The organism is Comamonas sp. A23, assembly GCF_004522605.1.
Lineage (GTDB): Bacteria > Pseudomonadota > Gammaproteobacteria > Burkholderiales > Burkholderiaceae_C > Comamonas > Comamonas thiooxydans.
This window is the reverse complement of the sequence record NZ_RSDT01000006.1, coordinates 1-23,350: the sequence shown is the minus strand read 5'-3', so window position 1 is coordinate 23,350 and position 23,350 is coordinate 1. Positions and strand designations below refer to the sequence as shown.

The window sequence follows — 23,350 nt, the reverse complement described above, 5'->3', positions numbered from 1 at the left end:
TTATGAATAACATTACAATAAAATCAGCACGAAGCGCAGAATCTAATGGAGATTATTCAAAAGCATTGGAAATCTATGCCAAACTCTCAAGGGAGATGAGTACTGAGGCTTTTGATTATGATATTTTTAGAATTAAGAGTAAATTAAAGAAATCTGAAAATATTGATCTAAGGAAATTACTTGAAACTATTGAAGTTGATAAGATTTATGTGCTAAATCTTGCTTCTGATTCAGAGAAGAAGCTACGTGTAGCTAGAGAATTGAGCCGAGTCGGATTAGATTTCTCGTTTGTCAGCGGCGTTTATGGTCGATACTCTGATGAAGCGAAAAAATACTTCAATGAATATTTAATGCGTTCTCCGGGATCAATGAAGTCATCACGGCACATTGAGAATAATGTTCAGCTTATTTTAAAGAAGAACGCTACAATTGGGGCATTTGGATATTTGCTATCGCAGCGTAAGATATTTAATGATGCATTGGATAATGGGTATAAGAGGATATGTGTTTTTGACGATGATGTAATATTTTCTAATTTTTCCAGTTCTCATGTTCGAAATATAGAAAAACGTTTATCTTTTAATTCCGATTGGAAAATATTGCATTTAGGTGCATCGGAGTATTCGGAAGATCATCCCGGAGATAATGTCTCGGAGGGGGATGCGTTTTATTCTGCCATTCCTCATAAAACATGTGGATCTTTTGCAACTATCTATGATGAATCTTCTTTCAAAGAAATTTTAGAGGCCATTTGTGAGATGGATGGGCCTTATGATAATGTAGCGTTGGGATCTATTTATAATAAATATCCAGATTCATGTCTGGTTGCGTACCCTAATATTTGTTTGGCTGATGTTCATTCTTCAAATATAAGGTCTAAAAGAGATCAATTTACTCATTCGGAAAAAATGAGATGGAGCCTTGAAAAGGATGATTATTATAAATATAAGAATAAACATGTCATCAATTTAATAGTAAAATTCCCCGAGGCAGCTAATTTTGTTGTAAATTATCCGCATCACGCAGATGATCTGAAAATAAGATTCTTCTATATGTCTGATGATGGGATTAGGCCTATTCACGCGGGGGGGGCAATTCTAAAAAACAATAGCCATCTTGAAGAATTTGATCATCTTTATGATGAATTAAATTCAAAAATAAATATTCATGAGTTCTCGCTTCCATTGGCAGATAAAAATATTTTCTGGCCAAATAAGACGGTATTAAATTTTGATATTATAAGAAATATTGTTATCGGAGAGTATTCTAAGAATTACGATGAGTCCTCCTTAGAATTTCCATATAGGGTATTGGATGGTGACCATTTTCATGAATCTGAAAAAGGATTGGCTTCTGTTATAGTTCCAACATATAGAGATTTTGGATTCGTTACTGCATGTATAGATTCTGTTATACAACAGGATTACGAGAATATTGAATTAATTTTGGTTTTTGATAATCCGGATAAGCAGCCTGAAGAAAGTGACATAATTTCATATGTCCGAGAATCTGAGAGGAAAGCAGGTCGAGTAAACCCTGTTAATTTAAAAATTGCTTTTCACAAAAATACAAGATATGGGTGTGGAGCAAGAAATACAGGTATTTTTCTCTCAAGGGGAGAATTTATTTCCTTTTTGGACGACGATGATCTATATACTAAATCTAGGATTAGTGAGTCTATTTCCACTTTGAATAATGACGTCGCTAATGAGTTTGGTGCTTGTTATTGTGCATACGTTGGGCTATGGGATGATGAGGAAAATATTGACCATTCAAGAATGAGAAAAGGTAATTTTCTTAATGAAATTATTTGTTTGAATTATCTATCTCATTACATCCATACAGGAACTGTTACTTATCGACGGGATGTTATTATGGACATCTGTGGATTCGATGAGAAATATATTCGTCATCAAGACATAGAGATGAATGCTCGTTTCTTTAGGCTAAATAATATAACATTTTCTCCGATGATTGGGATGAAATTTAAGCCAAGAAAAAAGCAAACCAAGGCCACATTTAGCAATAGTCTTGAGTTACTGTTGGATGTAAAAAAGAAACTGACAGAAGACTTCTCTGATGTTATTGAAAAATATGATGAAGATATTTTTAATATGTATGTTTCAGGACATGTGGCGGACTTGAAGTCATATTTTTCCGAAAAATTAATCGATGAAAATTTAAGAAAAGTCCTGATAAATTTCTTGCAAAAATGATGAGAATATCTATTGTCGGCACCGGTTACGTCGGTCTTTCCAATGCGATGCTGTTGGCACAGCATCATGAAGTAGTGGCTCTTGATATTGATGAGCGTAAAGTAGCTTTGCTCAATGATAGGAGGTCTCCCATTGTGGATGCAGAGATTCAGAGTTTCCTGGCGGAAAAAAAGCTGAATTTCCGCGCTACTCTGAATAAGCAGGATGCCTATATTGGTGCGGATTTTGTCATCATCGCCACGCCTACGGATTACGATCCGCAAACGCAATACTTCAATACGAAGTCGGTAGAATCGGTGGCTCGTGAGGTGATGGCCGTCAATCCGAACGCGGTGATGGTGATCAAGTCGACAGTGCCTGTAGGTTTTACCAAGCGTTTGAAAGAACAGCTCGGCTGCGAGAACATCATTTTTTCGCCGGAGTTTCTGCGCGAAGGCAAAGCCCTGTATGACAACCTGCATCCCAGCCGCATTGTGGTGGGGGAGCGCTCCGAGCGCGGTCAGCAGTTTGCCGATCTGCTTTGCGAGGGCGCCATCAAAAAGGATGTGCAGATATTGCTGACGGACAGCACCGAGGCTGAGGCCATCAAGCTGTTTGCCAATACTTATTTGGCCATGCGCGTTGCGTATTTCAATGAACTGGATACCTATGCGGCTGTGCATGGGCTGGATACGCGCCAGATTATTGAAGGGGTCAGTCTCGACTCGCGCATTGGCGGGCACTACAACAATCCATCGTTTGGCTACGGCGGTTACTGCCTGCCCAAGGATACCAAGCAGTTGCTGGCCAACTACGCCGATGTTCCGCAGAGCCTGATGCATGCAATTGTGGAATCGAACCGCACGCGCAAGGATTTTGTGGCGGACGATATTCTGAAGCGTAATCCCAAGTTGGTGGGTATCTACCGTCTGGTGATGAAGGCTGGCTCGGACAATTTCCGTGCTTCTTCCGTCCAGGGTGTGATGAAGCGCCTCAAGGCCAAGGGCGTCGAGGTGGTGGTGTACGAGCCTGTGCTAGATGCTCCGGATTTCTTCCATTCCCGGGTCGTCAAAGATTTGTTGGAGTTCAAGCAAATTTCTGATGTAATCGTGGCGAACCGTGCGGTGGATGAGTTGGCTGATGTATCGCAAAAGCTTTATACGCGTGATTTATTTGGTGGAGATTCCTGATTATTAAAGGGTATTAAAAATGAAGGTGAAGAAAGCAGCTTTCAAGCTAAAAGCATGAGAACTCTTTTTTCGCCAATAGTAAGCGAAAAATTCTTGGTATAAAACTCCTCAAGCTATAATATTATTTAAAGATATAAATTTGTTATGAACTCCCTGAAAATAGGGGATTTATATATAGATTGATTTTTTCATTAACATGAAGCGACTAATAAGATTTAAAGAGTGGGGGCAAAATGTCGATATTTTGCAAGTTCCTGATGAGGATTATATCGAGCAATCAGATGGGTCACTTGAAAAAAAAGAGTATAGAGTAAGAACAGATGCTGATGGAAATATATCCACAGGCAATGATTTAGATGATGAAGGTGAAATTATCCTAATGCTCGGAGATTCTTTTGTTGAGAGTCTTTATGTTGATGAGCAGAAAAGATTCCCATCTGTTGTTGAGAGGCAATTAGTCGATAATGGACTGAATTTAAGGGTTTGGAATGGTGGTTATTCAGGTGCAACTTCATTGCATCTTTATATAAATTTGGTCGCTAAATATCTAAAATTTAGTTCTAAGATAAGGGCTGTTCTGTATTTTCAGCCATCATGTGATAGTGGACCGCTACATCATTCTAACAGTTACTGGAATCAAAATAAATTTTTCGCACCAATTATTGAATCTAGAAATAATAAATTAAACTCTGCACTTTTTGATTCGAGTTTGAATTTCGAGGGCCTGTATAGAATTCATAGGGTACTGCACGGAACATGTATTGAATATGGAATTCCAATCGTGACAGTTAAAACTCCATCTAAGAACATAAATTGGGGAGCTGATCCGCTGCAGGACAAAATTTTTAGAAATAAAAAATACTGGGAATATAGAAAGAATTTTCTTCAATCTATAGCTGATGTAGCGGAAGAAGTTGCAAATGAGTTTAAATCTGCCGTCTTCGATCTAAAAGCAGAGATGAACGAATATCCATTATATTTTTATGATGAAGTCCATCTTAATGAAGCTGGCTCAGAGAAGGTTGGAAAAATAATATCCGATTATCTAATAAAAAATATAATTAAATAAATAATGAAAATTTAAAAATGAATATTAGAAAAGCTGTATTTCCCGTGGCTGGTATGGGCACCCGATTTCTTCCTGCCACCAAAGCCAGTCCCAAGGAGATGCTGCCGGTGGTTGACAAGCCGCTGATTCAGTATGCGGTGGAAGAAGCCCTGGCTGCGGGCATCAAGGAGATGGTGTTCGTGACAGGCAGAAGCAAGCGCAGCATCGAAGACCATTTCGACAAGGCTTACGAGCTGGAAAATGAGCTGGAGCGTCGCGGCAAGACCGAGATGCTCAACTATGTGCGCAGCCTGATGCCTGCAGACATGAAATGTGTCTATATCCGCCAGCCGGAGGCCCTGGGCTTGGGCCATGCCGTCCTGTGCGCACAGCCTGTAGTAGGCAATGAGCCGTTTGCCGTGTTGCTGGCTGATGACTTGCTGGATGGCGAGCCGGCGGTAATGCGTCAAATGGTGGATGTGTACGACTACTACAAGTGCTCGGTACTGGGTGTGCAGCAGGTGCCGCGCGAAGATACGCGCAGCTATGGCATTGTGGATAGCAAGCCGATCAAGGTTGACCTCGAGACTGTGCACGCCATTGTGGAGAAACCAAAGCCTGAAGAAGCGCCTTCCACCCTGGCTGTGGTGGGGCGCTATGTGCTGACGCCACGCATCTTCCATCACTTGGCTCGCCTGGGTAAAGGGGCAGGCGGAGAAATTCAGCTGACGGATGGCATTGCGGCCTTGATGGCGGAAGAGCAGGTGCTGGCCTATCGCTATCAAGGCAAGCGCTATGACTGCGGCTCCAAGATCGGCTACCTGGAAGCTACTTTGGCAATGGCACGCAAGCACCCTGAGGTGGGGGAGCAGTTCGAGGCGCTGCTTCAGTCGCTGCGCAGCTAGGAAGCGCCTGTACAACCCTTGTGAGGCAGTCCGAAGTACGGCGGTAGCCGTGTCTTTGTCTACGGCTGCGGCTCGTTCGGGTTCGGGTTCGGGTTCGGGTTCGGGTTCGGGTTCGGGATTGTGCCGCTTGCTCTAAAAGCATAGCTACTGGCGTTTGTACTTGATGGGTTTCATATAACAAATCGTTTGAAACCATTTTTGGAAGTGCGCAGAAAGCTACTTTTTCAAGAGCTAATGCAGGCAAGACCTGCAAAATGTGATTTGACAAGGATGAAGTTTTGAGTGTGGATACACCCATTTGGCAGGCGCTGAGATCCAGGGCTGCCGTTTGCGAGCAAACGCTGAATCTGCAACAGGCACTGGGCAGCCCTGGCCGGTTTGAGTGTTTGAGCTTGCAGGCACCTCATGTTTTGCTGGATTGCTCCAAGTCCTTGTGGGATGAGGCTGTGTTGAAGGCCTTGCTGCAATTGGCCAGGGAGGCCGGTTTGGCGCAGCGGCGCGATGCTTTGTATGACGGGGCTGTGGTGAACGAAACAGAGCAGCGCCCGGCCTTGCATGTGCGTTTGCGCGCTCCTTTGGCGCTGCAGGGTTGCTCCATGCCTGAGGACGAATGCCATGCAGGCCTGCGCGCCATGCTGACGTTGGCGCAGCAGTTGCGTGAACAGGCCCGTTTTACGGATGTGGTGCATATCGGCATTGGTGGCTCGGGCCTGGGGCCTGAACTGTTGCTGCAGGCACTGCAACCCTGGTGTCACGGCGGGCCGCGTGTGCATGTGGTGTCCAATATGGACGGCCATGATCTGCAGCAGGCGCTTCAAGGGCTGGAGCCCGAGCGGACATTGTTCATCGTGGCTTCCAAGTCCTGGTCCACGGCCGAGACACAGCGCAATATGGCATCGGCCAAGGCCTGGGTATGTGCGGCTGGTGACCTGCATTGGCCCGATCATTTTGTGGCCGTGTCTTCGCGCGAAGATATTGCCCGCCAGAATGGCTTTACGCAGACGCTGCATATCCCGGAGGGGATTGGCGGGCGCTTTTCCATCTGGTCTGCAGTGGGATTGCCGGTGGCTCTGGCCGTTGGGCCGGCGGTTTTCGAGCGTTTGCTGGCCGGTGCAGCGGAGATGGATGCGCATTTTGCCCAGGCACCGCTGGAGCGCAATGCGCCGGTATGGCTGGGTTTGCTGGATGTGTGGTACGGCAGTTTTCTGCGTATGCCGGGGCGCTGCGTTGCGCCATATCACCATGGCTTGCGCCGACTGCCGGCTTATCTGCAGCAGGTGGAGATGGAGAGCAATGGCAAGCAGGTGCGTGCAGATGGCGCGCCTGTGGGCTATCCAACAACCGGCATGGTGTGGGGTGAGCCCGGCAGCAATGGCCAGCATGCTTTCTTTCAGTGGCTGCACCAGGGAACCCAGCGTATTCCGGTGGAGTTCATTGCCGCGCGCACGGCGACCCATGGCTTGCCCGAGCATCAGGAGGCCTTGCTGGCCAATGCACTGGCCCAGGCTCAGGCGCTGATGCAGGGAAGCAAGGCAGGGCCGGGGCAGTTGCCGGGGCATCAGGACTTTCCGGGCAACCGTCCCAGTACTTTTATGTTGCTGGATGCATTGACCCCCGAGTCGCTGGGTGCCTTGCTGGCTTTGCATGAGCACCGGGTGTTTGTGGCAGGCACGGTATGGGGCATCAACAGTTTTGACCAGTGGGGGGTGGAGCTGGGCAAGACACTGGCCAAGGACTTGCGCGCGCGCATGGATTCTGGCGATCTGTCGGGGCTTGACGTTTCCACGGCGGGATTGATGGCGTATTGCTGCCCGGAAACGGAGCAAGTCTGATGAAGGCCTTGCGTGGTTTCCTGCATCTGCTGCGCGGCGATTTTGCCCGAGCCCTAGTGGAGGCTGGAACTAGCTCTTTGAATGGGCTCAATAGCTGGTTGCCCTGGGCTTATTACCGGATGGGCATGTATGCCACAGTGGCGGCACTGCCGCTGCAGCCGGGTCGCAGGCGCCATGTCATGCCTGCCGTGGTTTCTCTGGCCGCATGCGGCCAGCATGACCGCGCGCGCAAGATGCTGGCGGCGGCGCAATGGCGGGGGACTCCGGCGCGCTTACGCGTCGCATTGGCCGATGCCTTGGCGCCTTTCATGCCTGTAGAGGCTCTGCAATTGCTGGAGTCTGTGCAAGAGGCCGCATCTCCAGCTCTGCATGCCGCGCTTTTGTTGCGCACGAACCAGATTCAGCGCGCGCGCGAGCTGTTGGCCGGTGCCCGAAACAGCGGCCTGGCAGCACGTTATCCAGAGTTGTTTCTCTATCAGACGATGGCGAGTCCTGACCGGCCAGAGCAGCAACTGGAACGGCTCAATCTTTTTTTTGCTGCTTATGGCCTGCCGCCGTTGGCATTGCGCAACCCGCATGAGGCACCCGGCCCATGCAATGTGAAATTGCCCGACTTGCCGGCAGCGGCGGATGGTCCTTTGGTTTCGGTCTTGATGACGACGTTCCAGACTGGCGCGAGAGCATCGGTGGCGATCGAGTCCCTGTTGAATCAGACCTATCGCAATCTGGAGATCATCGTGGTGGATGATGCCAGCACTGACGACACCCCTGAGTTGGTGGAGAGGTGGGCACAAAAGGACGCACGCGTGAAGCTGCTGCGGCTGCAAACGAATGGCGGTACTTACCTGGCCAAAAGCATGGGTCTGCAGCTTGCACGCGGAGAGTTTGTGACATGCCACGATTCTGACGATTGGTCGCACCCGCTGAAGATAGAAATGCAAGTGCGCCCCTTGTTGGAAGACGCTTCGCTGGTGGCAACAACTTCGCATTGGGTGCGCATGCAGGATGACGGCGTTTTCTATGCCCGTCCCGTGCATACCTTGATGCGCCTGAATCCCTCTTCACCGATGTTTCGGCGTGAGCTGGTGTTGCAGCGCATGGGTGCCTGGGACTGCGTGAGAACGGGAGCGGACAGTGAGTTTCATGCACGGCTGAGGCTGGTGTTTGGAAAAGCTGCTGTCAAGCGCATTGCGAAGCCGCTGGCATTGGGTTCGCACCGTGTGGGTTCGCTGATGACGGCAGAAGACACAGGCTATTCGGATGCAGGTGTTTCGCCGCAGCGGCTGGCTTACTGGGAGGCCTGGGCGAGCTGGCATCTGGATTGTTTGCACCACGGCAAGACGCCTGGCCTGTCCTTGGATCTGGAGGCATTGTCTGCAGGCCGTCTCTTTGCCGCGCCTGAGGAGATCTGTGTCAAGCCAGAGCAGGTCAGGGCTGCGCAGGATCAGGTCCGGCAACAGGTGCTGCGTGCCGGCGGCAAACAGTAAACCCGCTTTTATGTGAGAGCCTGGTGTCGGAAAGAATTGGCATTTTTTCGAGAGGAATACTTCGTCTTCCTCTGCTTGCGGTGTTGCTAAAGGCCACACCGGTGCGCTTACGCGCGTGGCACGCCGCCCCAGTTGATGTGGTGGCCGGCTGGGGCCTGCGTCCTACCACTCGAAAGGCTGTGGCCTATGCAGGCAAGCATGGTTTGCCTTATGTGGCGCTGGAGGATGGCTTTCTGCGCTCCTTCGGCACGGGAGAGCATTTCCCGCCGTTGTCATTGGTGGTCGATGATGCAGGCATTTACTACGATTGCACGCGACCCAGTGCATTGGAGCACCTGCTGAGCAGCGATGCAGATGTGCTCGCACCGGATGCCGCGCTGGTGCGGCAGGCCCGCGAGAAATTGTTGTTCGCTGGGCTAAGCAAATACAACCATGCACCGGATCTGCCCACAGGTGTATTGCGCGCTGATGATGTTCAGCGGGTTCTGGTGGTGGATCAGACGGCTGGAGATATGAGTGTGGCCAAGGGTGGGGCGGATGCCGCCACGTTTGAAGCCATGCTGGCGGCAGCGCTGGACGAGAATCCGCAGGCCACTGTCTATGTCAAGACCCACCCCGAAGTGACTTCGGGCCGCAAGAGTGGTTATCTGACGGGCGTGCAGCCCGATGCGCGTACGGTGGTGTTGCGTGATGCGGTCAACCCGATGAGCCTGATTGCTCAGATGGACAAGGTCTATGTGGTCAGCTCCACCATGGGCTTTGAGGCCTTGCTTGCCAGCAAGCCGGTGGTCTGCTTTGGCGTTCCCTGGTATTCGGGCTGGGGTGTGACGGATGATCGCCAGCCGCAGCATGCAGCCATGGGGCGCCGGGCCGGGCGCAGCCGCTCGGTGGACGAGTTGTTTGCCGCCGGTTATATGCACTACACCCGATATCTGAATCCTGAAACAAGGCAGTTGGGTTCCATCGCAGATGTGACGGTCTGGCTGGATAGGCAGCGGGAGATGGCCGAGCGTTACTCGGGTCGAATGATTTGCGTAGGTTTTCCGCGTTGGCGTGCCTGGAATTTTCGGCAGATGCTGTCCTTGCACGCAAAGCGAGTTGTTCACGCACGCAGCGCGGATGCCGCTGCTGCGCTGAAGCTCGAAAGAGATGACTGTCTGGTCTGCTGGGGCCGTGTTCCACCCGAAGGAGTGCAGGAACTGGCTGCGGCATCGGGCGTGCGCCTGCTTCGCATGGAGGATGGCTTTGTGCGCTCCGTGGGGTTGGGCTCCGACCTGATCCCGCCGCAGTCCTTTGTGCTGGATGCCAAGGGCATTTATTTTGATCCGGGCCAGCCTTCGGAGCTGGAGTATCTGCTCAATACCCGGACATTCACGGCGCAGGACCTGGAGCGTGCGCGCAATGTGCGCGCCTTCATCGTCGAGCACGGCATCACCAAGTACAACCTGGAGCCCAATTGCCCGGTGGACTGGTTCAGCGATGAACATCCGCAGGCCGGTCGGCAAGTGGTGCTGGTGCCGGGTCAGGTGGAGGACGACGCATCCATTCGCTTTGGTTGCGACGCCGAGGGCGTCTGCACGAACCTGGGTCTGCTCCAGGCAGCACGCTCTGCATTCCCCGATGCTTTCATTGTCTTCAAGCCGCACCCTGATGTGAGCAGCGGCAATCGCAAGGGGCGTGTAGAGCCGGCTCAGGCTTTGCTGTATGCCGATCACGTGGAGCAAGGCGCTTCGGTGGTGAGCTGTATTGAGGCCTGCGATGTGGTGGTGACCATGACCTCGTTGACCGGCTTTGATGCCTTGCTGCGCAACAAGCAAGTGGTGGTGCACGGGCGGCCGTTCTACGCTGGTTGGGGCCTCACGCAGGACTGTCTGCCCGTGCCGCGCCGCAGCCGCTCGCTGTCTCTGGATGAGCTGGTTGCCGGAGCACTGCTGCACTACCCCTTGTACTGGGATCCGGTGCTCAGAGGCTACACAAGCTGCGAAGCGGTGCTCAGGCGTTTGCTTGAGCAACGTACCGCCCTGGAGCAGTCGGGCAGTTTGCAGGGCCTTAAGTCCGGCTGGTTGAGGCGGCAATGGCGCAAATCCAAGGTATTGCTTCAGTCGATTTTGTCGGATTGGTGATACTTACCTTTTTTTGCAATTATTTTTCATCGATTTGTTGTCAACGTGCCGTGATGTGCACAGGTCTCTCTCGGTGAAACCCCTAAAATAGGGCGGTCATGCTTCATGACGCCTCCATAAAGATACCAAGCGGCCTGACAGCCCGCAGTTCCTACCGCATGAAGAACAAGAGTGGATTTGCGTCTAAACGTGTTTTGTTGCTACAAGGCCCGGTAGGGCCTTTTTTCTGGAACCTGGCCAAGGACTTGCGCTCGGTGGGGGCGACTGTTTTCAAGTTCAACTTCAATGCAGGGGATTGGCTGTTCTATCCCCGCAAGGCCCATTCGTTTAAGGGGGAGTTGGCACAGTGGCCCGAGGTTCTGGAGGCCTTCATCATCAGACACCGGATTGACGCTGTGCTGCTGTTCGGCGATTGCCGGCCTGTGCATGCGTGTGTGCGCTCCATGACGGAGCGTCTGGGCTGTGCCTTAGGCGTGTTTGAAGAAGGCTATCTGCGGCCCGACCACATCACCTTTGAGCCCATGGGCGTGAATGGGCATTCTCATTTTGAAAAGAGACTGGCCATATGGCTTAAGCAGAGGGCACAGCAAGAGACTGCGCCACAGCCTTCTCATCCGAATGGACCGATGACGGAGTCATGGAAGAAGGTCGGGAACTCATTCTGGCATTCGGCCATGTGGGGCATGCTGTATTTCTTTGCTGCCTGGCTGGGGCAGTGGTTCTGGAATAACGCCCTGCATCACAGAAGCATGACCGTGCGGGATGCGCCTTGGTGGTGGCTGAGTTATCTGCGTAAATTCTGGTATCGCCGCACGGAAAAGGAAATCGAAGAGCGGTTGCTCGGCGATTTGCGCAAGAAGTTCTTCCTGGCTCCGCTGCAGGTATATAACGATGCCCAGATCGTGGTTCACTCGAACTATGATTTCGTGACGGATTTCATCAATCACGTTTTGCATTCATTTTCCAGGGCGCAGGCGCTGGAGCGCACGAATGGCGTGCCCGAAGGTGGAAAGTCGATTGCGAATGACGTGGTGGTGTTCAAGCACCATCCCATGGACCGGGGGCACCGGAACTACGCCAATATCATCAGCCTGTTGGCAAGGCGCCATGGTTTGCAGGGCAAGGTCTTATATATCCATGACCAGCATCTGCCATCGTTGCTCAAGAATGCCAAGGGGGTGGTGCTGGTCAACAGCACAACCGGTCTTTCGGCTTTGGGTCATGGCGCTCCCGTCAAGGTCTGCGGCAATGCCTTGTATGACCTGGAAGGCTTGACCTATCAGGGCAAGATGCGCGACTTCTGGTTTCGGGCCCATCAGGCCGTTCCTGATCAGGATATGCTCTCGCGCTTTCGCAGGGCCTTGATAGAGTGCACGCAGATCAATGGCAGCTTCTATCGCCGGCTTTCGGCGGTCTCATGGCGTTGCGGGGCCGCGCTGGATGGCCAGATGGCGCAGCGCCTGTGGGGAGGCGGTTCGTCGGTGGATCCCTTGCTTTGGCCGGAAGAGGCTGTGGAGCCGGTATTCGTTTCCCGGCAGGAAAATCAGGCCAATGCCATGCCTTCTATGCTGCAGGGGGTTGCCTCTGTCGAATAAGCCTTGGTATGGAGAGGGGGCCGTTTCCCGGAGTGCAATGACTAGCAGCGAAAAGAATATCTCATTCGAGTCTTCCGGGAAGACAAGTGATTGCGAGCGCCTGGTGATCTTCATGGGTGGCTTTGATCCCCGTGGGGCAAGGCATTATCACCAGTTGATGCGCGCCGAGTCGCAAAAGCAGCCGTCTGTTTCCGAGGATAGAAAATACGCGATTGGCAGCAGAGAGAAGTGGAATGAGAGCGAGGCCGCGCAAGAAAAATCACTGCATTCTCAATGGCGGGTCTCTCAGACGGATTCCGAAAACACTACATCTGCCGATTTTGTTTTCTTTGACTGGCATGATCAGGTTCGTCTGCACTGGCCTTCGAGCCGGGCAGAGGTTTTCCGCCAAGCAGTGGGCACCTATGTTTCCATCTGGAATCTGAGGCAGTGGCTCAAACCCGTGCGGGAGCAGGCGCGCTTTACCCTGTGGGCGCTGATGTATCCGCTGTTTTACATGCTGCTGGTGCTGCTGGCCGGATTGGGCATGGGCTCTATGCTTGTCAGTGCTTGGGACGGCTTGCCGCCAGTGGCTGCAGCCGTGCTGATGATGGCGGCGGTTGCTGTCGTCGGCTGGGGCGGCCTGGTGCTGGATGGCTATCTGCATATCAGCTGGCTTCTGAGAATTTTGAACTTTGCCCATGCCAGTTCCGGGAAAACGTTTCCCGTGCTGGATGCGCGTATCGAGGCGATGGCCGCCGAGGTGGCGCAGGCCATGCAGCAGCAGCGTTGGCGCGAGGTGGTCGTGGTCGGCTTCAGTGTCGGCAGTGTGCAGGCTCTGAAGCTGACTCAGGCGCTTCGCCGTAAGCTGGCTGAAGATCCGTTATCCTCACACGCTTCTCGCAAGCCGCTGGTGAGCTTGGTCACCCTGGGCAATTGCATTCCGTTGTTCGGGCTGTTTCCCGGCGCTGGCGCGTTGCGGCAAACCTTGCGTGAGGTCGCCATGGACGAAGCGGTGTACTGGGCCGATATTTCTTCTCCCAGCGATAGCGTGTGTTTCGGCATGTGCGATGTAGTGGGGCTGTCGTTGCGCGAAGATGGGCGCAAGGATGAGGCCTCGGCCGTCAACTCCGTTGCTGATTCCAGCAAGCGCCGGCCGCAGTGGGGATTCAATCCGCAAGCGATATGCTCCCCGCGCTTTCACAAGCTGTTTTTGCCGACAACCTACCGTTGGTTGCGCAGGAACAAGATGCGCATGCATTTTCAGTATCTGATGGCCGGCGAAGTTGCCGGTGCCTATGATTATTTCGAGTTACTCACCAGCGCCGGTCCGATGCGTGACTACATAGAGAGGAAATTGGTGCGATGAGTCGTTTCTGTCCCGTTTATCCCAAGCCCCACCCCGAACAGACATCGAAGCTGCGCATGTTCTGGCATGCGCGGCGCTCCTGGATGGACGCCCTGTTCGAGCGCAGCTACAGCATGCAGATGGGTGAGGTTCATCTGCCCGGCGTGGATCTCTACATGCTCAATGACATCAAAGAGGTCAAGAGAGTCATGCAGAGCGAGGCGCAGCAGTTTCCCAAAAGCCATCTGCTGCATGAATCGCTGGAGCCTTTGCTGGGAGACAGCATCTTCACGACCAATGGCGAGCAGTGGCAGCGTCAGCGCACCATGATGAACCCCGCGTTTGCCCAGGCGCGCGTGAACGTCGCTTTCCCGCGCATGCTGGGAGCCGCGCAATCCATGCTGGAGCGCCTGGATGCCGTGGAGGAGGCGCAGCCGTACGACATCGAGATCGAGATGACCCATGTCACGGCCGACATCATTTTCCGCACGATTTTCTCCAAGCCCATGCAGGGGCCGGATGCGCATCGCATCTTCGAGGCATTTGCCCGCTATCAGTCACTGGCACCCAAGCTCATGCTGCCCGCGCTGTTCGGTGCTCGCTGGTTGACCATGCCCTGGTATCGCTGGCAGAGCAACCAGGCCGCCAGGGAGATTCGTGGCTTGCTGCACGCCATGATCAAGCCGCGCTATGAAGCGCATCTGAAGGGGGAGGCCGAGGAGCAGGAGGATATTCTTGCCGCTTTCATGCAGGCCAAGGATCCGAACACCGGCGAGCCTTTCAACGAGGAAGAGCTGGTCAATCAGGTCGCCATGCTGTTTCTGGCAGGGCATGAAACTTCGGCCAGCGCGCTGACCTGGGCCAGCTATCTTCTGGCCCAGTCACCCGACATACAGCAGCGTGCCTACGAGCAAGTGGTGGAGGTGGTTGGTGATCGTCTGCCGCAGCAGGCGGACATGAAGAGCTTCTCTCAGGTCTGGAATATCTTTCGGGAGACCTTGCGCCTGTTTCCCCCTGTGGGCTTCTTCGCCCGGGAGAATGTGCAGTCCTGCCCTATCAGGGGCAAGCAGCTGAGGGAGCGCAGCACGGTGGTGGTGGCGCCCTGGCTGCTGCAGCGCCACCGAAAATGGTGGAAGAACCCCGATGCCTTCGACCCGGATCGCTTTGACCGTGAGGAGGACAAGGAAGCCATCAAACACGCCTACATGCCTTTCAGTATGGGCCCGCGCGTCTGCCTGGGGGCTGCATTTGCCTTGCAGGAGGCGGTCTTGATTCTGGCCTGCCTGCTGCAGCGCTATGAAATCCTGCCGGCGGCAGGCCATGTGCCGCAGCCCGTGGGGCGGCTGACGATTCGCTCCGAAAATGGCGTACGCATCAATTTGCGCAAGAGAGAGGCTGCATGAAGGAGCGCCTGGCAGGTTTTGCGCTGATGTGTGCAGTCGTCCCGCTGGCGGTCGTGGGCTGGCTGATTCTTTGCTGGGTCGGTCTGTTCGGCAAGACGGAGCGGGGCAGGGCCGGAGTGCGGGCGCTGGACCATTTTGTCAATGCGGCAGTGCTCAATGGCTATGCCTGGGAAAGCGTGTCATCGCATGCCTGGCGCGAACGCGAGAACAAGCGTTGGGCGCGTTGGGTCATCCGGATCACCGATCACTTCCAGAAGGATCACTGCATGCGTGCCAACAAGCGCGAGCAGCCCGTGGTGGATCTGATTCTGAAAAAAGGTCTGCAGGGCCAGACGATCAGGTGACGGGGCTGCAGGCCATCCAGCCCATGAGCCGGATGAGCTCATTACGCCTCATTACGCTTCATGCACGGTCCGGGTCAGCGAGATTCGGCTCTGGCGCGTTAAGGACTGAAGCGTTTCCGGGACGAAGCGCGATCTCGCCGGCCCACGGTGATCTATATCGAGCATGGAGACATATGTCCAATCGCACTTCACTCATCCGCAGCCTGGCAGTCTTGGCGCTGGTTTGCGCAGCGGGTGCCGCCCAGGCGCAGGCCTATATCAGCGGCTCCATCTCGGGGCAGCTGGCGCCCGGGGTTTACGGTCAGGTCAATATCGGTAATGCACCACCGCCGCTGCTGTATGCCCAACCGATGTGGGGCGGCCCGGTAGTGCCGCAGGTGCAGCCCATCTATATGTGGGTGCCGCCCGGCCATTCGCGCAACTGGCGCCGCTACTGCGGCCGCTACCACGCCTGCGGCCAGCCGGTCTATTTCCTGCGCAATCCGCCACCCCATTGGCGTGCAGGACCTCCGCCGCGCCACCACCACGAGCGACGCGACTGGCATGACGACCGCCGGGATCATAGGCACTGGGACAGAGACGATCGCCGCGATCGACGTGACTGGGACAGGCATGATCGCGATGACCGGGGGCGTGGTCATGGTCACGGGCGTGGGCATGGACGCCATGATGACTGAATTAGGGGTTAACCACTAAATTCACTGTTGCTTATGCGCAGCAATAAAGGCTGAGTGCTATTAAAAAAATAGCATTCAGCCTTTTCCTTTTATTGGCTTTGCGCTTTGTTTGTAGGTATTTATACGTGTTATGAGCAGGCACTTTGCTATGCCTTTGCGGCATAGCTGCTAGCGGAGGGCTTGCCTAGTGGGAGGGCGCAGGGCTGCCGACAATAGTCTTATTCGTTTTGACTAGATGGTTGCCCTGATGCACGCCCTGTCGAGCGCCCCGTCCTGCCGGTGCAGTCTGCCCGCAGCGTGACGGGAGTGGCTTGAAAGGCCTCGATGGCCGGGACGCGGCATTCGAGATCGCGGGGCAGCCATGGCATCCACTTCAGGAGTCTTCCGGCATGAGCGCAGCACTCAATGGCATTTCTTCCATGGCAACCCGCCAGGTCCTGGCGGATCTGGTTGCAGCCTGGCAGGCCCAGGGCGGCGAGCCGGTGCAGATCGAATCCGTGGGCGGTGTGGATGCCGCGCAGCGTGTGCAGTCCGGTGAAGAGGCCTTTGATGTGGTCTTCCTGGCCTCCAACGCCATCGACAAGCTGCAGGCCGCCGGCCGTGTGGTTGCAGGCAGCAAGGTGGACTTGGTGCTCTCCAGTACTGCCGTGGCCGTGCCTGCTGCTGCGGAGCAGCCCGATATCAGTTCTGAAGAGGCCGTGCGCGCTGCCGTGCTGGCCGCGCCCAGCATTGGCTATTCCACCGGCCCCAGCGGTGTGGCACTGCAAAAGCTGTTCGAGCGCTGGGGCATTGCCGACGAGATCAAGCCCCGCATCGTGCAGGCCCGGCCCGGCGTTCCCGTGGGCTCCATGATTGCTTCGGGCGAAGTTGCGCTGGGCTTTCAGCAACTGAGCGAGCTGATCCATGTTGCGGGCATACAGATCGTGGGCGGCCTGCCTGCCGCGATTGCCATCGATACGGTATTTTCTGCCGGCGTTGTGACGGGCTCGGCACATGCGGATGCCGTGCAGCGTCTGCTGGCCTTCATGGCTTCGCCTGAAGCCGAAGCGGCCAAGCGCCGCCAGGGCATGGAGCCCGCTTGAATTGATTCGTGTCCAGGCGGGGGCCTGGCACTGACACCCCATCCAGCAAAAGGGCAGTCATAGCCCTTTCGTGACGGACGTACCAGATGCCTTTGAGGCTTTGGCGCCAGCCGCGAGACAGGAGATAGAGGCGACAAAGAGAGGCAACTGAGATTCCAAATATGACTTCGCAAACTAGCAAACAGAACACCGGCCCTGCGGTCGTCAATGTGCAGACCGTGCTCAACGAGAGCCCGTTTTCACGCTTCCAGTGGGGAATTTTCTTCCTCTGTTTTTTGATTGTTCTGCTCGACGGTTTTGATACCGCCGCCATCGGCTTCATCGCACCTTCGCTGCTTGGCGAATGGGGCATCGACAAGTCCCATCTGGGCCCGGTGCTGAGCGCGGCCCTGTTCGGCCTGGCGTTCGGCGCGCTGGGCGCGGGTCCGCTGGCGGACCGCGTGGGCCGCAAGACCGTGCTGATCATCGCTTCGGTGGTGATGGGCGGTGCATCGATTGCTTCCGGTCTGGTGCACGATCTGCAAGGTCTGACCATCTGGCGCTTCATCACCGGCCTGGGTCTTGGCGCCGCCATGCCCAACGCCATCACGCTGATGAACGAATACTGCCCTGACAGCAAGCGTTCCTTCATCACCAACTGCATGTTCTGCGGCTTCCCCATCGGCTCGGCCTTCGGCGGCTTTATCGCGGCCTGGATGATTCCGCATTTCGGCTGGCGCAGCCTGCTGATCGTGGGCGGCGTGGTGCCCCTGATCCTGGCCGTGCTGATGATCGTGATGCTGCCCGAGTCGGTGCGCTTCATGGTGCTCAAGAACTACTCGGCAGACCGCGTGCGCAAGGTGATGGTGCGCATCGCCGCCGGCACCCGCAATGCAGCGCGTTTTGTGCTGAACGACGGCGGCGAGGCGGCTGCCCAGGCACAGCAAGGTCCTCAGGGCCTGCGTCTGGTGTTCTCGCAGAAGTATCTGGTCGGCACGCTGGCCCTGTGGGTGACGTATTTCATGGGTCTGGTGATCGTCTACGGCCTGGTCAACTGGATGCCTGTGCTGTTCAAGGAGGCGGGCGTGCCCGCCAGCCAGGCGGCCGTGATTGCCGCGCTGTTCCAGCTCGGCGGCGTGGGCGCGATCTTCGTCGGTCTGCTGATGGACCGCTGGAATGCCAATCTGATCATCGCGACGGGCTACTTCCTGACGAGCCTGGGCGTGGCCTTCATCGGCCAGGTGCTCGGCGGCGGCGTGGGCATGCTGGTGGCTTCGGTATTCATTGCCGGTTTGCTGATGAATGCGGCACAGTCGTCCATGCAGGCGCTGGCTGCCGAGTACTACCCCACGGAATGCCGCGCCAGTGGCGTGTCCTGGATGCTGGGCATCGGCCGCTTTGGCGGCATTGCAGGCTCTTTCCTGGTGGCTGAGCTGTCGCGCCGTCACCTCGAGCTGCCGCAGGTCTTCATGGTGGTTGCCATTCCCGGCGTCATCGCCGCGCTGGCGCTGCTGGTCAAGAACCGCTATGCCGGCGGCGCACCGCGTACCTCCATGCTGGGCCTGGGCGGCGCGCACTGAACTTTTTGATAGACGAATTATTTTTTAACGGAGCTTGAAGATGATCATTGACGTACACGGTCACTACACCACGGCGCCTGCGGCTCTGGGCGCATGGCGCGATCTGCAGATCGCCGGCCTCAAGGACCCGAGCAAGACCCCGTCGGTGGCCGATCTGAAGATCAGCGACGATGAAATCCGCGAGACCATCGAAACCAACCAGCTGCGCCTGATGAAGGAACGTGGTTCCGATCTGACCATCTTCAGCCCCCGTGCCTCGTTCATGGCGCACCACATCGGTGACTTCCAGACCTCCAGCACCTGGGCCGCCATCTGCAACGAGCTGTGCTTCCGCGTCAGCGAGCTGTTCCCCGACCACTTCATTCCCGCCGCCATGCTGCCCCAGTCGCCCGGCGTGGACCCTGCAACCTGCATTCCCGAGCTGGTCAAGTGCGTTGAGCAATACGGCAACGTGGGCATCAACTTGAACCCCGATCCCTCGGGTGGCCACTGGACTTCGCCCCCGCTGTCGGACAAGAGCTGGTACCCCATCTACGAAAAGATGGTGGAGTACGACATCCCCGCGATGATCCACGTCTCCACCAGCTGCAATAGCTGCTTCCACACCACGGGCAGCCACTATCTGAATGCCGACACCACGGCCTTCATGCAGTGCCTGACTTCGGACCTGTTCAAGGACTTCCCGACCCTGAAGTTCCTGATCCCCCATGGCGGCGGCGCCGTGCCTTACCACTGGGGCCGTTTCCGCGGTCTGGCGCAGGAGATGAAGAAGCCGCTGCTGGAAGAGCATTTGCTCAACAACATCTACTTCGACACCTGCGTGTATCACCAGCCCGGTATCAATCTGCTGACGGAAGTGATTCCCACCAAGAACATTCTGTTCGCCAGCGAAATGATCGGCGCCGTGCGCGGCATCGATCCGCAGACCGGTCACTACTACGACGACACCAAGCGCTACATCGAAGCCACGCAGAACCTGACGGCCGATGAAAAGCACGCCGTCTACGAAGGCAATGCCCGCCGCGTGTTCACGCGCCTGGACAAGGCGCTGAAGGCCAAGGGTCTGTAACTTCTCAAAAAAGAGAGCTGCTAGCGCACGGTATGAAAGGTTTTCAGTAAGAAAACTATTCATATCTGATGAATGACAAGCGCTACCAGCTCACTTTTTGGATTCAATAACGTCAAAGCAAAGAGGTATTTCCATGTACGAACTGGGAGTTGTCTACCGCAATATCCAGCGCGCCGACCGCGCTGCTGCTGACGGCCTGGCCGCCCTGGGCTCCGCCACCGTGCACGAGGCCATGGGCCGCGTCGGCCTGCTCAAGCCCTATATGCGCCCCATCTATGCCGGCAAGCAGGTCTCGGGCACCGCCGTCACGGTGCTGCTGCAGCCCGGCGACAACTGGATGATGCATGTGGCTGCCGAGCAGATTCAGCCTGGCGATATCGTGGTTGCTGCCGTCACCGCCGAGTGCACCGACGGCTACTTCGGCGATCTGCTGGCCACCAGCTTCCAGGCACGCGGTGCCCGCGCCCTGATCATCGATGCCGGCGTGCGCGACGTGAAGACGCTGCAGGAGATGGACTTCCCGGTCTGGAGCAAGGCCATCTCTTCCAAGGGCACGATCAAGGCCACCCTGGGCTCGGTCAACATCCCCATCGTCTGCGCCGGCATGCTGGTCACGCCCGGTGACGTGATCGTGGCCGACGACGACGGCGTGGTCTGCGTGCCCGCCGCGCGTGCCGTGGAAGTGCTGGCCGCTGCCCAGAAGCGCGAAAGCTTCGAAGGCGAAAAGCGCGCCAAGCTGGCTTCGGGCGTTCTGGGCCTGGATATGTACAAGATGCGCGAGCCCCTGGAAAAGGCTGGTCTCAAGTACATCGACTAATCGGAACATCGGTCCTCAAAAATCATTACAACAGGAGCAACCGCATGTTCTCTTCCTTCAAATCTTCCGTGAACCTCTCGCGCCGTCACTGCCTCGCCGCAGCGGCCAGTCTGGCTGGCGCCGGCGCACTGGGTCTGGGCACTGCCGGCAATGCGCTGGCGCAGGCTGTCAAGGCCGCTGCCGGGAACAAGGGCACGCAGCTCGTGCTGCTGGGCACCAAGGGTGGCCCGCGCGTGGGCGGCGAGCGCTCCAACCCGGCCAGCGTGCTGCTGATCGACGGCGAGCCGTTCGTCGTCGATTGCGCCTATGGCGTGGCGGCCCAGCTGGTCAAGGCCGGCATTGCGCTGCCGCGTCTGAGCAAGGTGTTCATCACGCATATGCACTCGGACCACAACCTGGAGTACGGCCCCTTGCTGTATTCGGCCTGGGCTGCCGGCCTGCGCAACCAGGTCGATGTCTGGGGGCCGCCGACGCTGGATGCGATGACCAAGGCCTTCATGGAATCCATGAAGTTCGACATCGATATCCGCATCCCCGACGAGAGCAAGCCCGATCTGCGCAAGATGGTGAAAACGCACGAGTTCTCCAAGCCCGGCGTGATTCTGGAGAACGACAAGGTCAAGGTGACGGCGGTGCGCAATATTCATCCGCCCATCGCGGACTCCTTTGCGCTGCGCTTCGACACCAAGGACCGCTCGGTGGTCTTCTCGGGCGACACGACCTACTGCCCGGCCGTGGCCGAGCTGGCCAAGGGCGCCGATGTGCTGGTGCACGAGGTGATCTATGTGCCCGCCGTGGACGCCATGGTCAAGCGCGTGCCCAATGCCGCCACGCTCAAGGAGCATCTGCTGGCCTGCCACACCACCTCGGTGGATGTGGGCCGCATCGCTGCGGCTGCCGGCGTTAAGAAGCTGGTGCTCTCGCACATCGTGCCGGGCGACGACCCCAGCATCACCGACGAAATGCTGCTGTCCGATGTGCGCCAGCATTTCAAGGGCGATGCCGTAGTGGGCAAGGATTTGATGGTGATCTGATCACTTTTTCAAGATAAGGACTGGATTGATATGAGCCAATTTGAAAAGACCCCCGGCTGGCTGGACTGGTATGCCAACCCCAGCAAGCCCCAGTTCAAGCTGCCTGCCGGCGCTGTGGATGCGCACTGCCATGTGTTCGGCCCCGGCAACGAGTTCCCCTTCGCCCCCGAGCGCAAGTACACCCCCTGCGACGCCAGCAAGGCCCAGCTGTATGCACTGCGCGACCACCTGGGTTTTGCGCGCAATGTGGTGGTGCAGGCCACCTGCCACGGTGCGGACAACCGTGCCATGGTCGATGCCTGCAAGTCCTCGGGCGGCAAGGCCCGTGGCGTGGCCACGGTCAAGCGCTCTATCAGCGATGCCGAACTGCAGGAGCTGCATGACGCCGGCGTGCGCGGCGTGCGCTTCAACTTCGTCAAGCGCCTGGTGGACTTCACGCCCAAGGACGAGCTGATGGAGATCGCCGGCCGCATCGCCAAGCTGGGCTGGCATGTGGTGATTTATTTCGAAGCCGTGGATCTGCCCGAGCTGTGGGACTTCTTCACTGCGCTGCCCACCACCGTGGTGGTCGACCATATGGGCCGTCCCGACGTGACCAAGGGCGTGGACAGCGAAGAGTTCGCGCTGTTCCTGAAGTTCATGCGCGAGCACCAGAACGTGTGGAGCAAGGTTTCCTGCCCAGAGCGCCTGTCCGTCACCGGCCCCAAGGCCCTTCATGGTGAGCAGAATGCCTACCAGGACGTGGTGCCTTTCGCGCGCCGCGTGGTCGAGGAGTTCCCCGATCGCGTGCTCTGGGGCACGGACTGGCCGCACCCCAACCTGAAGGACCATATGCCCGACGACGGCCTGCTGGTGGACTTCATTCCTCATATCGCTCCCACCGCGCAGTTGCAGCAAAAGCTGCTGGTGGACAACCCCATGCGTCTGTACTGGCCCGAAGAGGTCTGACGGAGTTCCGGCGACACATACACCCGGAAACAGGCCGCAGCCTTGTCGCATGGGCTGCGCCATCCGTAACGAGGAGAATTTATGGCTTTGGAAAAACCGTATCTGGACGTGCCCGGCACCATCATTTTCGATGCCGAGCAGTCCCGCAAGGGCTACTGGCTCAACCAGTTCTGCATGAGCCTGATGAAGGCAGAGAACCGTGAGCGCTTCCGCGCCAACGAGCGTGCCTATCTCGACGAGTGGGCGATGACCGAGGAGCAGAAGCAGGCCGTGCTGGCGCGCGATCTGAACTGGTGCATGCGCACCGGCGGCAATATCTACTTCCTGGCCAAGATCGGCGCCACCGACGGCAAGAGCTTCCAGCAGATGGCTGGCTCCATGACCGGCATGACCGAAGAAGAGTATCGCGCCATGATGATGGGCGGCGGCCGCTCTGCCGAAGGCAATCGCTATGTGGGCGAGGACGGTGATGCGCAGGCACACCATCAACCCCAGGGCAGCGCAGGCAACCAGAACAAGGAAGGCAACTAAGACATGGCACGCATCACCGCATCCGTTTTCACCTCGCATGTGCCTGCCATCGGCGCCGCCATGGACATGGGCAAGACCCAGGAAGCCTACTGGGCGCCCCTGTTCAAGGGTTATGACTTCTCGCGCCAGTGGATGAAGGACAACAAGCCCGATGTGATCTTCCTGGTCTACAACGACCACGCCA

The 23,350-nt window shown here is 56.0% G+C and carries 19 protein-coding genes and 1 pseudogene; all 20 read left to right on the top strand.

Annotated elements, in window-relative coordinates; translation table 11 throughout:
* Positions 1-2: 2 nt before the first annotated feature.
* A complete protein-coding gene (locus tag EIC84_RS14555) occupies positions 3-2,216 on the top strand; it encodes a glycosyltransferase (protein ID WP_080554208.1) in 2,214 nt (737 codons plus the stop codon).
* Positions 2,216-3,385, top strand: coding sequence for a nucleotide sugar dehydrogenase (locus EIC84_RS14550; RefSeq protein ID WP_003067539.1), 1,170 nt, complete (start codon positions 2,216-2,218; stop codon positions 3,383-3,385). Before EIC84_RS14555 ends, EIC84_RS14550 begins: the two co-directional genes overlap by 1 nt.
* Before the next feature lie 196 nt (positions 3,386-3,581).
* Positions 3,582-4,454 carry an SGNH/GDSL hydrolase family protein gene (locus EIC84_RS14545; protein WP_134737322.1) on the top strand — a complete coding sequence of 291 codons (873 nt, stop codon included), beginning with the start codon at positions 3,582-3,584 and terminating at the stop codon, positions 4,452-4,454.
* A gap of 17 nt (positions 4,455-4,471) precedes the next feature.
* Complete coding sequence (galU, locus tag EIC84_RS14540; RefSeq protein ID WP_034362659.1) at positions 4,472-5,338, top strand: UTP--glucose-1-phosphate uridylyltransferase GalU; 867 nt, start codon at positions 4,472-4,474, stop codon at positions 5,336-5,338.
* A gap of 284 nt (positions 5,339-5,622) precedes the next feature.
* A complete protein-coding gene (gene pgi, locus EIC84_RS14535; RefSeq protein ID WP_003067542.1) occupies positions 5,623-7,170 on the top strand; it encodes a glucose-6-phosphate isomerase in 1,548 nt (515 codons plus the stop codon).
* Positions 7,170-8,657: a glycosyltransferase family A protein gene (locus tag EIC84_RS14530; RefSeq protein WP_003067544.1), complete on the top strand. Its 1,488-nt coding sequence runs from the start codon at positions 7,170-7,172 to the stop codon at positions 8,655-8,657. The genes pgi and EIC84_RS14530 overlap by 1 nt, the downstream gene beginning before the upstream one ends.
* A 101-nt stretch (positions 8,658-8,758) precedes the next feature.
* Positions 8,759-10,780, top strand: coding sequence for a capsular polysaccharide biosynthesis protein (locus EIC84_RS14525; protein ID WP_237704484.1), 2,022 nt, complete (start codon positions 8,759-8,761; stop codon positions 10,778-10,780).
* Between the two features lie 158 nt (positions 10,781-10,938).
* Positions 10,939-12,375 (top strand): capsule biosynthesis protein, encoded by a 1,437-nt coding sequence (locus EIC84_RS14520; protein ID WP_134737321.1) that lies wholly within the window; start codon positions 10,939-10,941, stop codon positions 12,373-12,375.
* 37 nt (positions 12,376-12,412) lie between these two features.
* Positions 12,413-13,723, top strand: a complete 1,311-nt coding sequence (locus tag EIC84_RS14515; RefSeq protein WP_034362666.1) for a hypothetical protein — start codon at positions 12,413-12,415, stop codon at positions 13,721-13,723.
* The gene (locus EIC84_RS14510; protein WP_003067548.1) at positions 13,720-15,105 is read left to right on the top strand and encodes a cytochrome P450; all 1,386 of its coding nucleotides are present in this window, start codon (positions 13,720-13,722) and stop codon (positions 15,103-15,105) included. The genes EIC84_RS14515 and EIC84_RS14510 overlap by 4 nt, the downstream gene beginning before the upstream one ends.
* Entirely contained in the window at positions 15,102-15,449 is a 348-nt protein-coding gene (locus tag EIC84_RS14505; protein ID WP_003067549.1) for a hypothetical protein, read from the top strand. The genes EIC84_RS14510 and EIC84_RS14505 overlap by 4 nt, the downstream gene beginning before the upstream one ends.
* Positions 15,450-15,622: 173 nt before the next feature.
* Complete coding sequence (locus tag EIC84_RS14500; RefSeq protein WP_012838741.1) at positions 15,623-16,126, top strand: hypothetical protein; 504 nt, start codon at positions 15,623-15,625, stop codon at positions 16,124-16,126.
* Positions 16,127-16,515: 389 nt separating this feature from the next.
* A complete protein-coding gene (locus EIC84_RS14495) occupies positions 16,516-17,208 on the top strand; it encodes a substrate-binding domain-containing protein (protein ID WP_003067552.1) in 693 nt (230 codons plus the stop codon).
* Positions 17,209-17,369: 161 nt separating this feature from the next.
* Positions 17,370-18,767, top strand: coding sequence for an MFS transporter (locus EIC84_RS14490; protein ID WP_003067553.1), 1,398 nt, complete (start codon positions 17,370-17,372; stop codon positions 18,765-18,767).
* 40 nt (positions 18,768-18,807) lie between these two features.
* Positions 18,808-19,836: an amidohydrolase family protein gene (locus EIC84_RS14485; protein ID WP_003067554.1), complete on the top strand. Its 1,029-nt coding sequence runs from the start codon at positions 18,808-18,810 to the stop codon at positions 19,834-19,836.
* Positions 19,837-19,969: 133 nt separating this feature from the next.
* The gene (ligK, locus tag EIC84_RS14480) at positions 19,970-20,653 is read left to right on the top strand and encodes a 4-carboxy-4-hydroxy-2-oxoadipate aldolase/oxaloacetate decarboxylase (protein WP_003067555.1); all 684 of its coding nucleotides are present in this window, start codon (positions 19,970-19,972) and stop codon (positions 20,651-20,653) included.
* Between the two features lie 44 nt (positions 20,654-20,697).
* Positions 20,698-21,687, top strand: a complete 990-nt coding sequence (locus EIC84_RS14475; protein WP_003067556.1) for an MBL fold metallo-hydrolase — start codon at positions 20,698-20,700, stop codon at positions 21,685-21,687.
* 30 nt (positions 21,688-21,717) lie between these two features.
* Positions 21,718-22,635 (top strand): amidohydrolase family protein, encoded by a 918-nt coding sequence (locus EIC84_RS14470; RefSeq protein WP_003067557.1) that lies wholly within the window; start codon positions 21,718-21,720, stop codon positions 22,633-22,635.
* An 81-nt stretch (positions 22,636-22,716) separates the two neighbouring features.
* Positions 22,717-23,166: a protocatechuate 4,5-dioxygenase subunit alpha gene (gene ligA / locus EIC84_RS14465; RefSeq protein ID WP_003067559.1), complete on the top strand. Its 450-nt coding sequence runs from the start codon at positions 22,717-22,719 to the stop codon at positions 23,164-23,166.
* 3 nt (positions 23,167-23,169) lie between these two features.
* Positions 23,170-23,350: pseudogene (locus EIC84_RS14460) on the top strand (protocatechuate 3,4-dioxygenase); the annotation flags it as partial.

Bases quoted from the DNA above. Each gene is read 5' to 3' on its own strand.
- EIC84_RS14555 (WP_080554208.1), top strand. From the start codon at position 3: ATGAATAACATTACAATAAAATCAGCACGAAGCGCAGAATCTAATGGA.
- EIC84_RS14550 (WP_003067539.1), top strand. From the start codon at position 2,216: ATGAGAATATCTATTGTCGGCACCGGTTACGTCGGTCTTTCCAATGCG.
- EIC84_RS14545 (WP_134737322.1), top strand. From the start codon at position 3,582: ATGAAGCGACTAATAAGATTTAAAGAGTGGGGGCAAAATGTCGATATT.
- galU (WP_034362659.1), top strand. From the start codon at position 4,472: ATGAATATTAGAAAAGCTGTATTTCCCGTGGCTGGTATGGGCACCCGA.
- EIC84_RS14530 (WP_003067544.1), top strand. From the start codon at position 7,170: ATGAAGGCCTTGCGTGGTTTCCTGCATCTGCTGCGCGGCGATTTTGCC.
- EIC84_RS14520 (WP_134737321.1), top strand. From the start codon at position 10,939: ATGAAGAACAAGAGTGGATTTGCGTCTAAACGTGTTTTGTTGCTACAA.
- EIC84_RS14515 (WP_034362666.1), top strand. From the start codon at position 12,413: ATGACTAGCAGCGAAAAGAATATCTCATTCGAGTCTTCCGGGAAGACA.
- EIC84_RS14510 (WP_003067548.1), top strand. From the start codon at position 13,720: ATGAGTCGTTTCTGTCCCGTTTATCCCAAGCCCCACCCCGAACAGACA.
- EIC84_RS14505 (WP_003067549.1), top strand. From the start codon at position 15,102: ATGAAGGAGCGCCTGGCAGGTTTTGCGCTGATGTGTGCAGTCGTCCCG.
- EIC84_RS14500 (WP_012838741.1), top strand. From the start codon at position 15,623: ATGTCCAATCGCACTTCACTCATCCGCAGCCTGGCAGTCTTGGCGCTG.
- EIC84_RS14495 (WP_003067552.1), top strand. From the start codon at position 16,516: ATGAGCGCAGCACTCAATGGCATTTCTTCCATGGCAACCCGCCAGGTC.
- EIC84_RS14490 (WP_003067553.1), top strand. From the start codon at position 17,370: ATGACTTCGCAAACTAGCAAACAGAACACCGGCCCTGCGGTCGTCAAT.
- EIC84_RS14485 (WP_003067554.1), top strand. From the start codon at position 18,808: ATGATCATTGACGTACACGGTCACTACACCACGGCGCCTGCGGCTCTG.
- ligK (WP_003067555.1), top strand. From the start codon at position 19,970: ATGTACGAACTGGGAGTTGTCTACCGCAATATCCAGCGCGCCGACCGC.
- EIC84_RS14475 (WP_003067556.1), top strand. From the start codon at position 20,698: ATGTTCTCTTCCTTCAAATCTTCCGTGAACCTCTCGCGCCGTCACTGC.
- EIC84_RS14470 (WP_003067557.1), top strand. From the start codon at position 21,718: ATGAGCCAATTTGAAAAGACCCCCGGCTGGCTGGACTGGTATGCCAAC.
- ligA (WP_003067559.1), top strand. From the start codon at position 22,717: ATGGCTTTGGAAAAACCGTATCTGGACGTGCCCGGCACCATCATTTTC.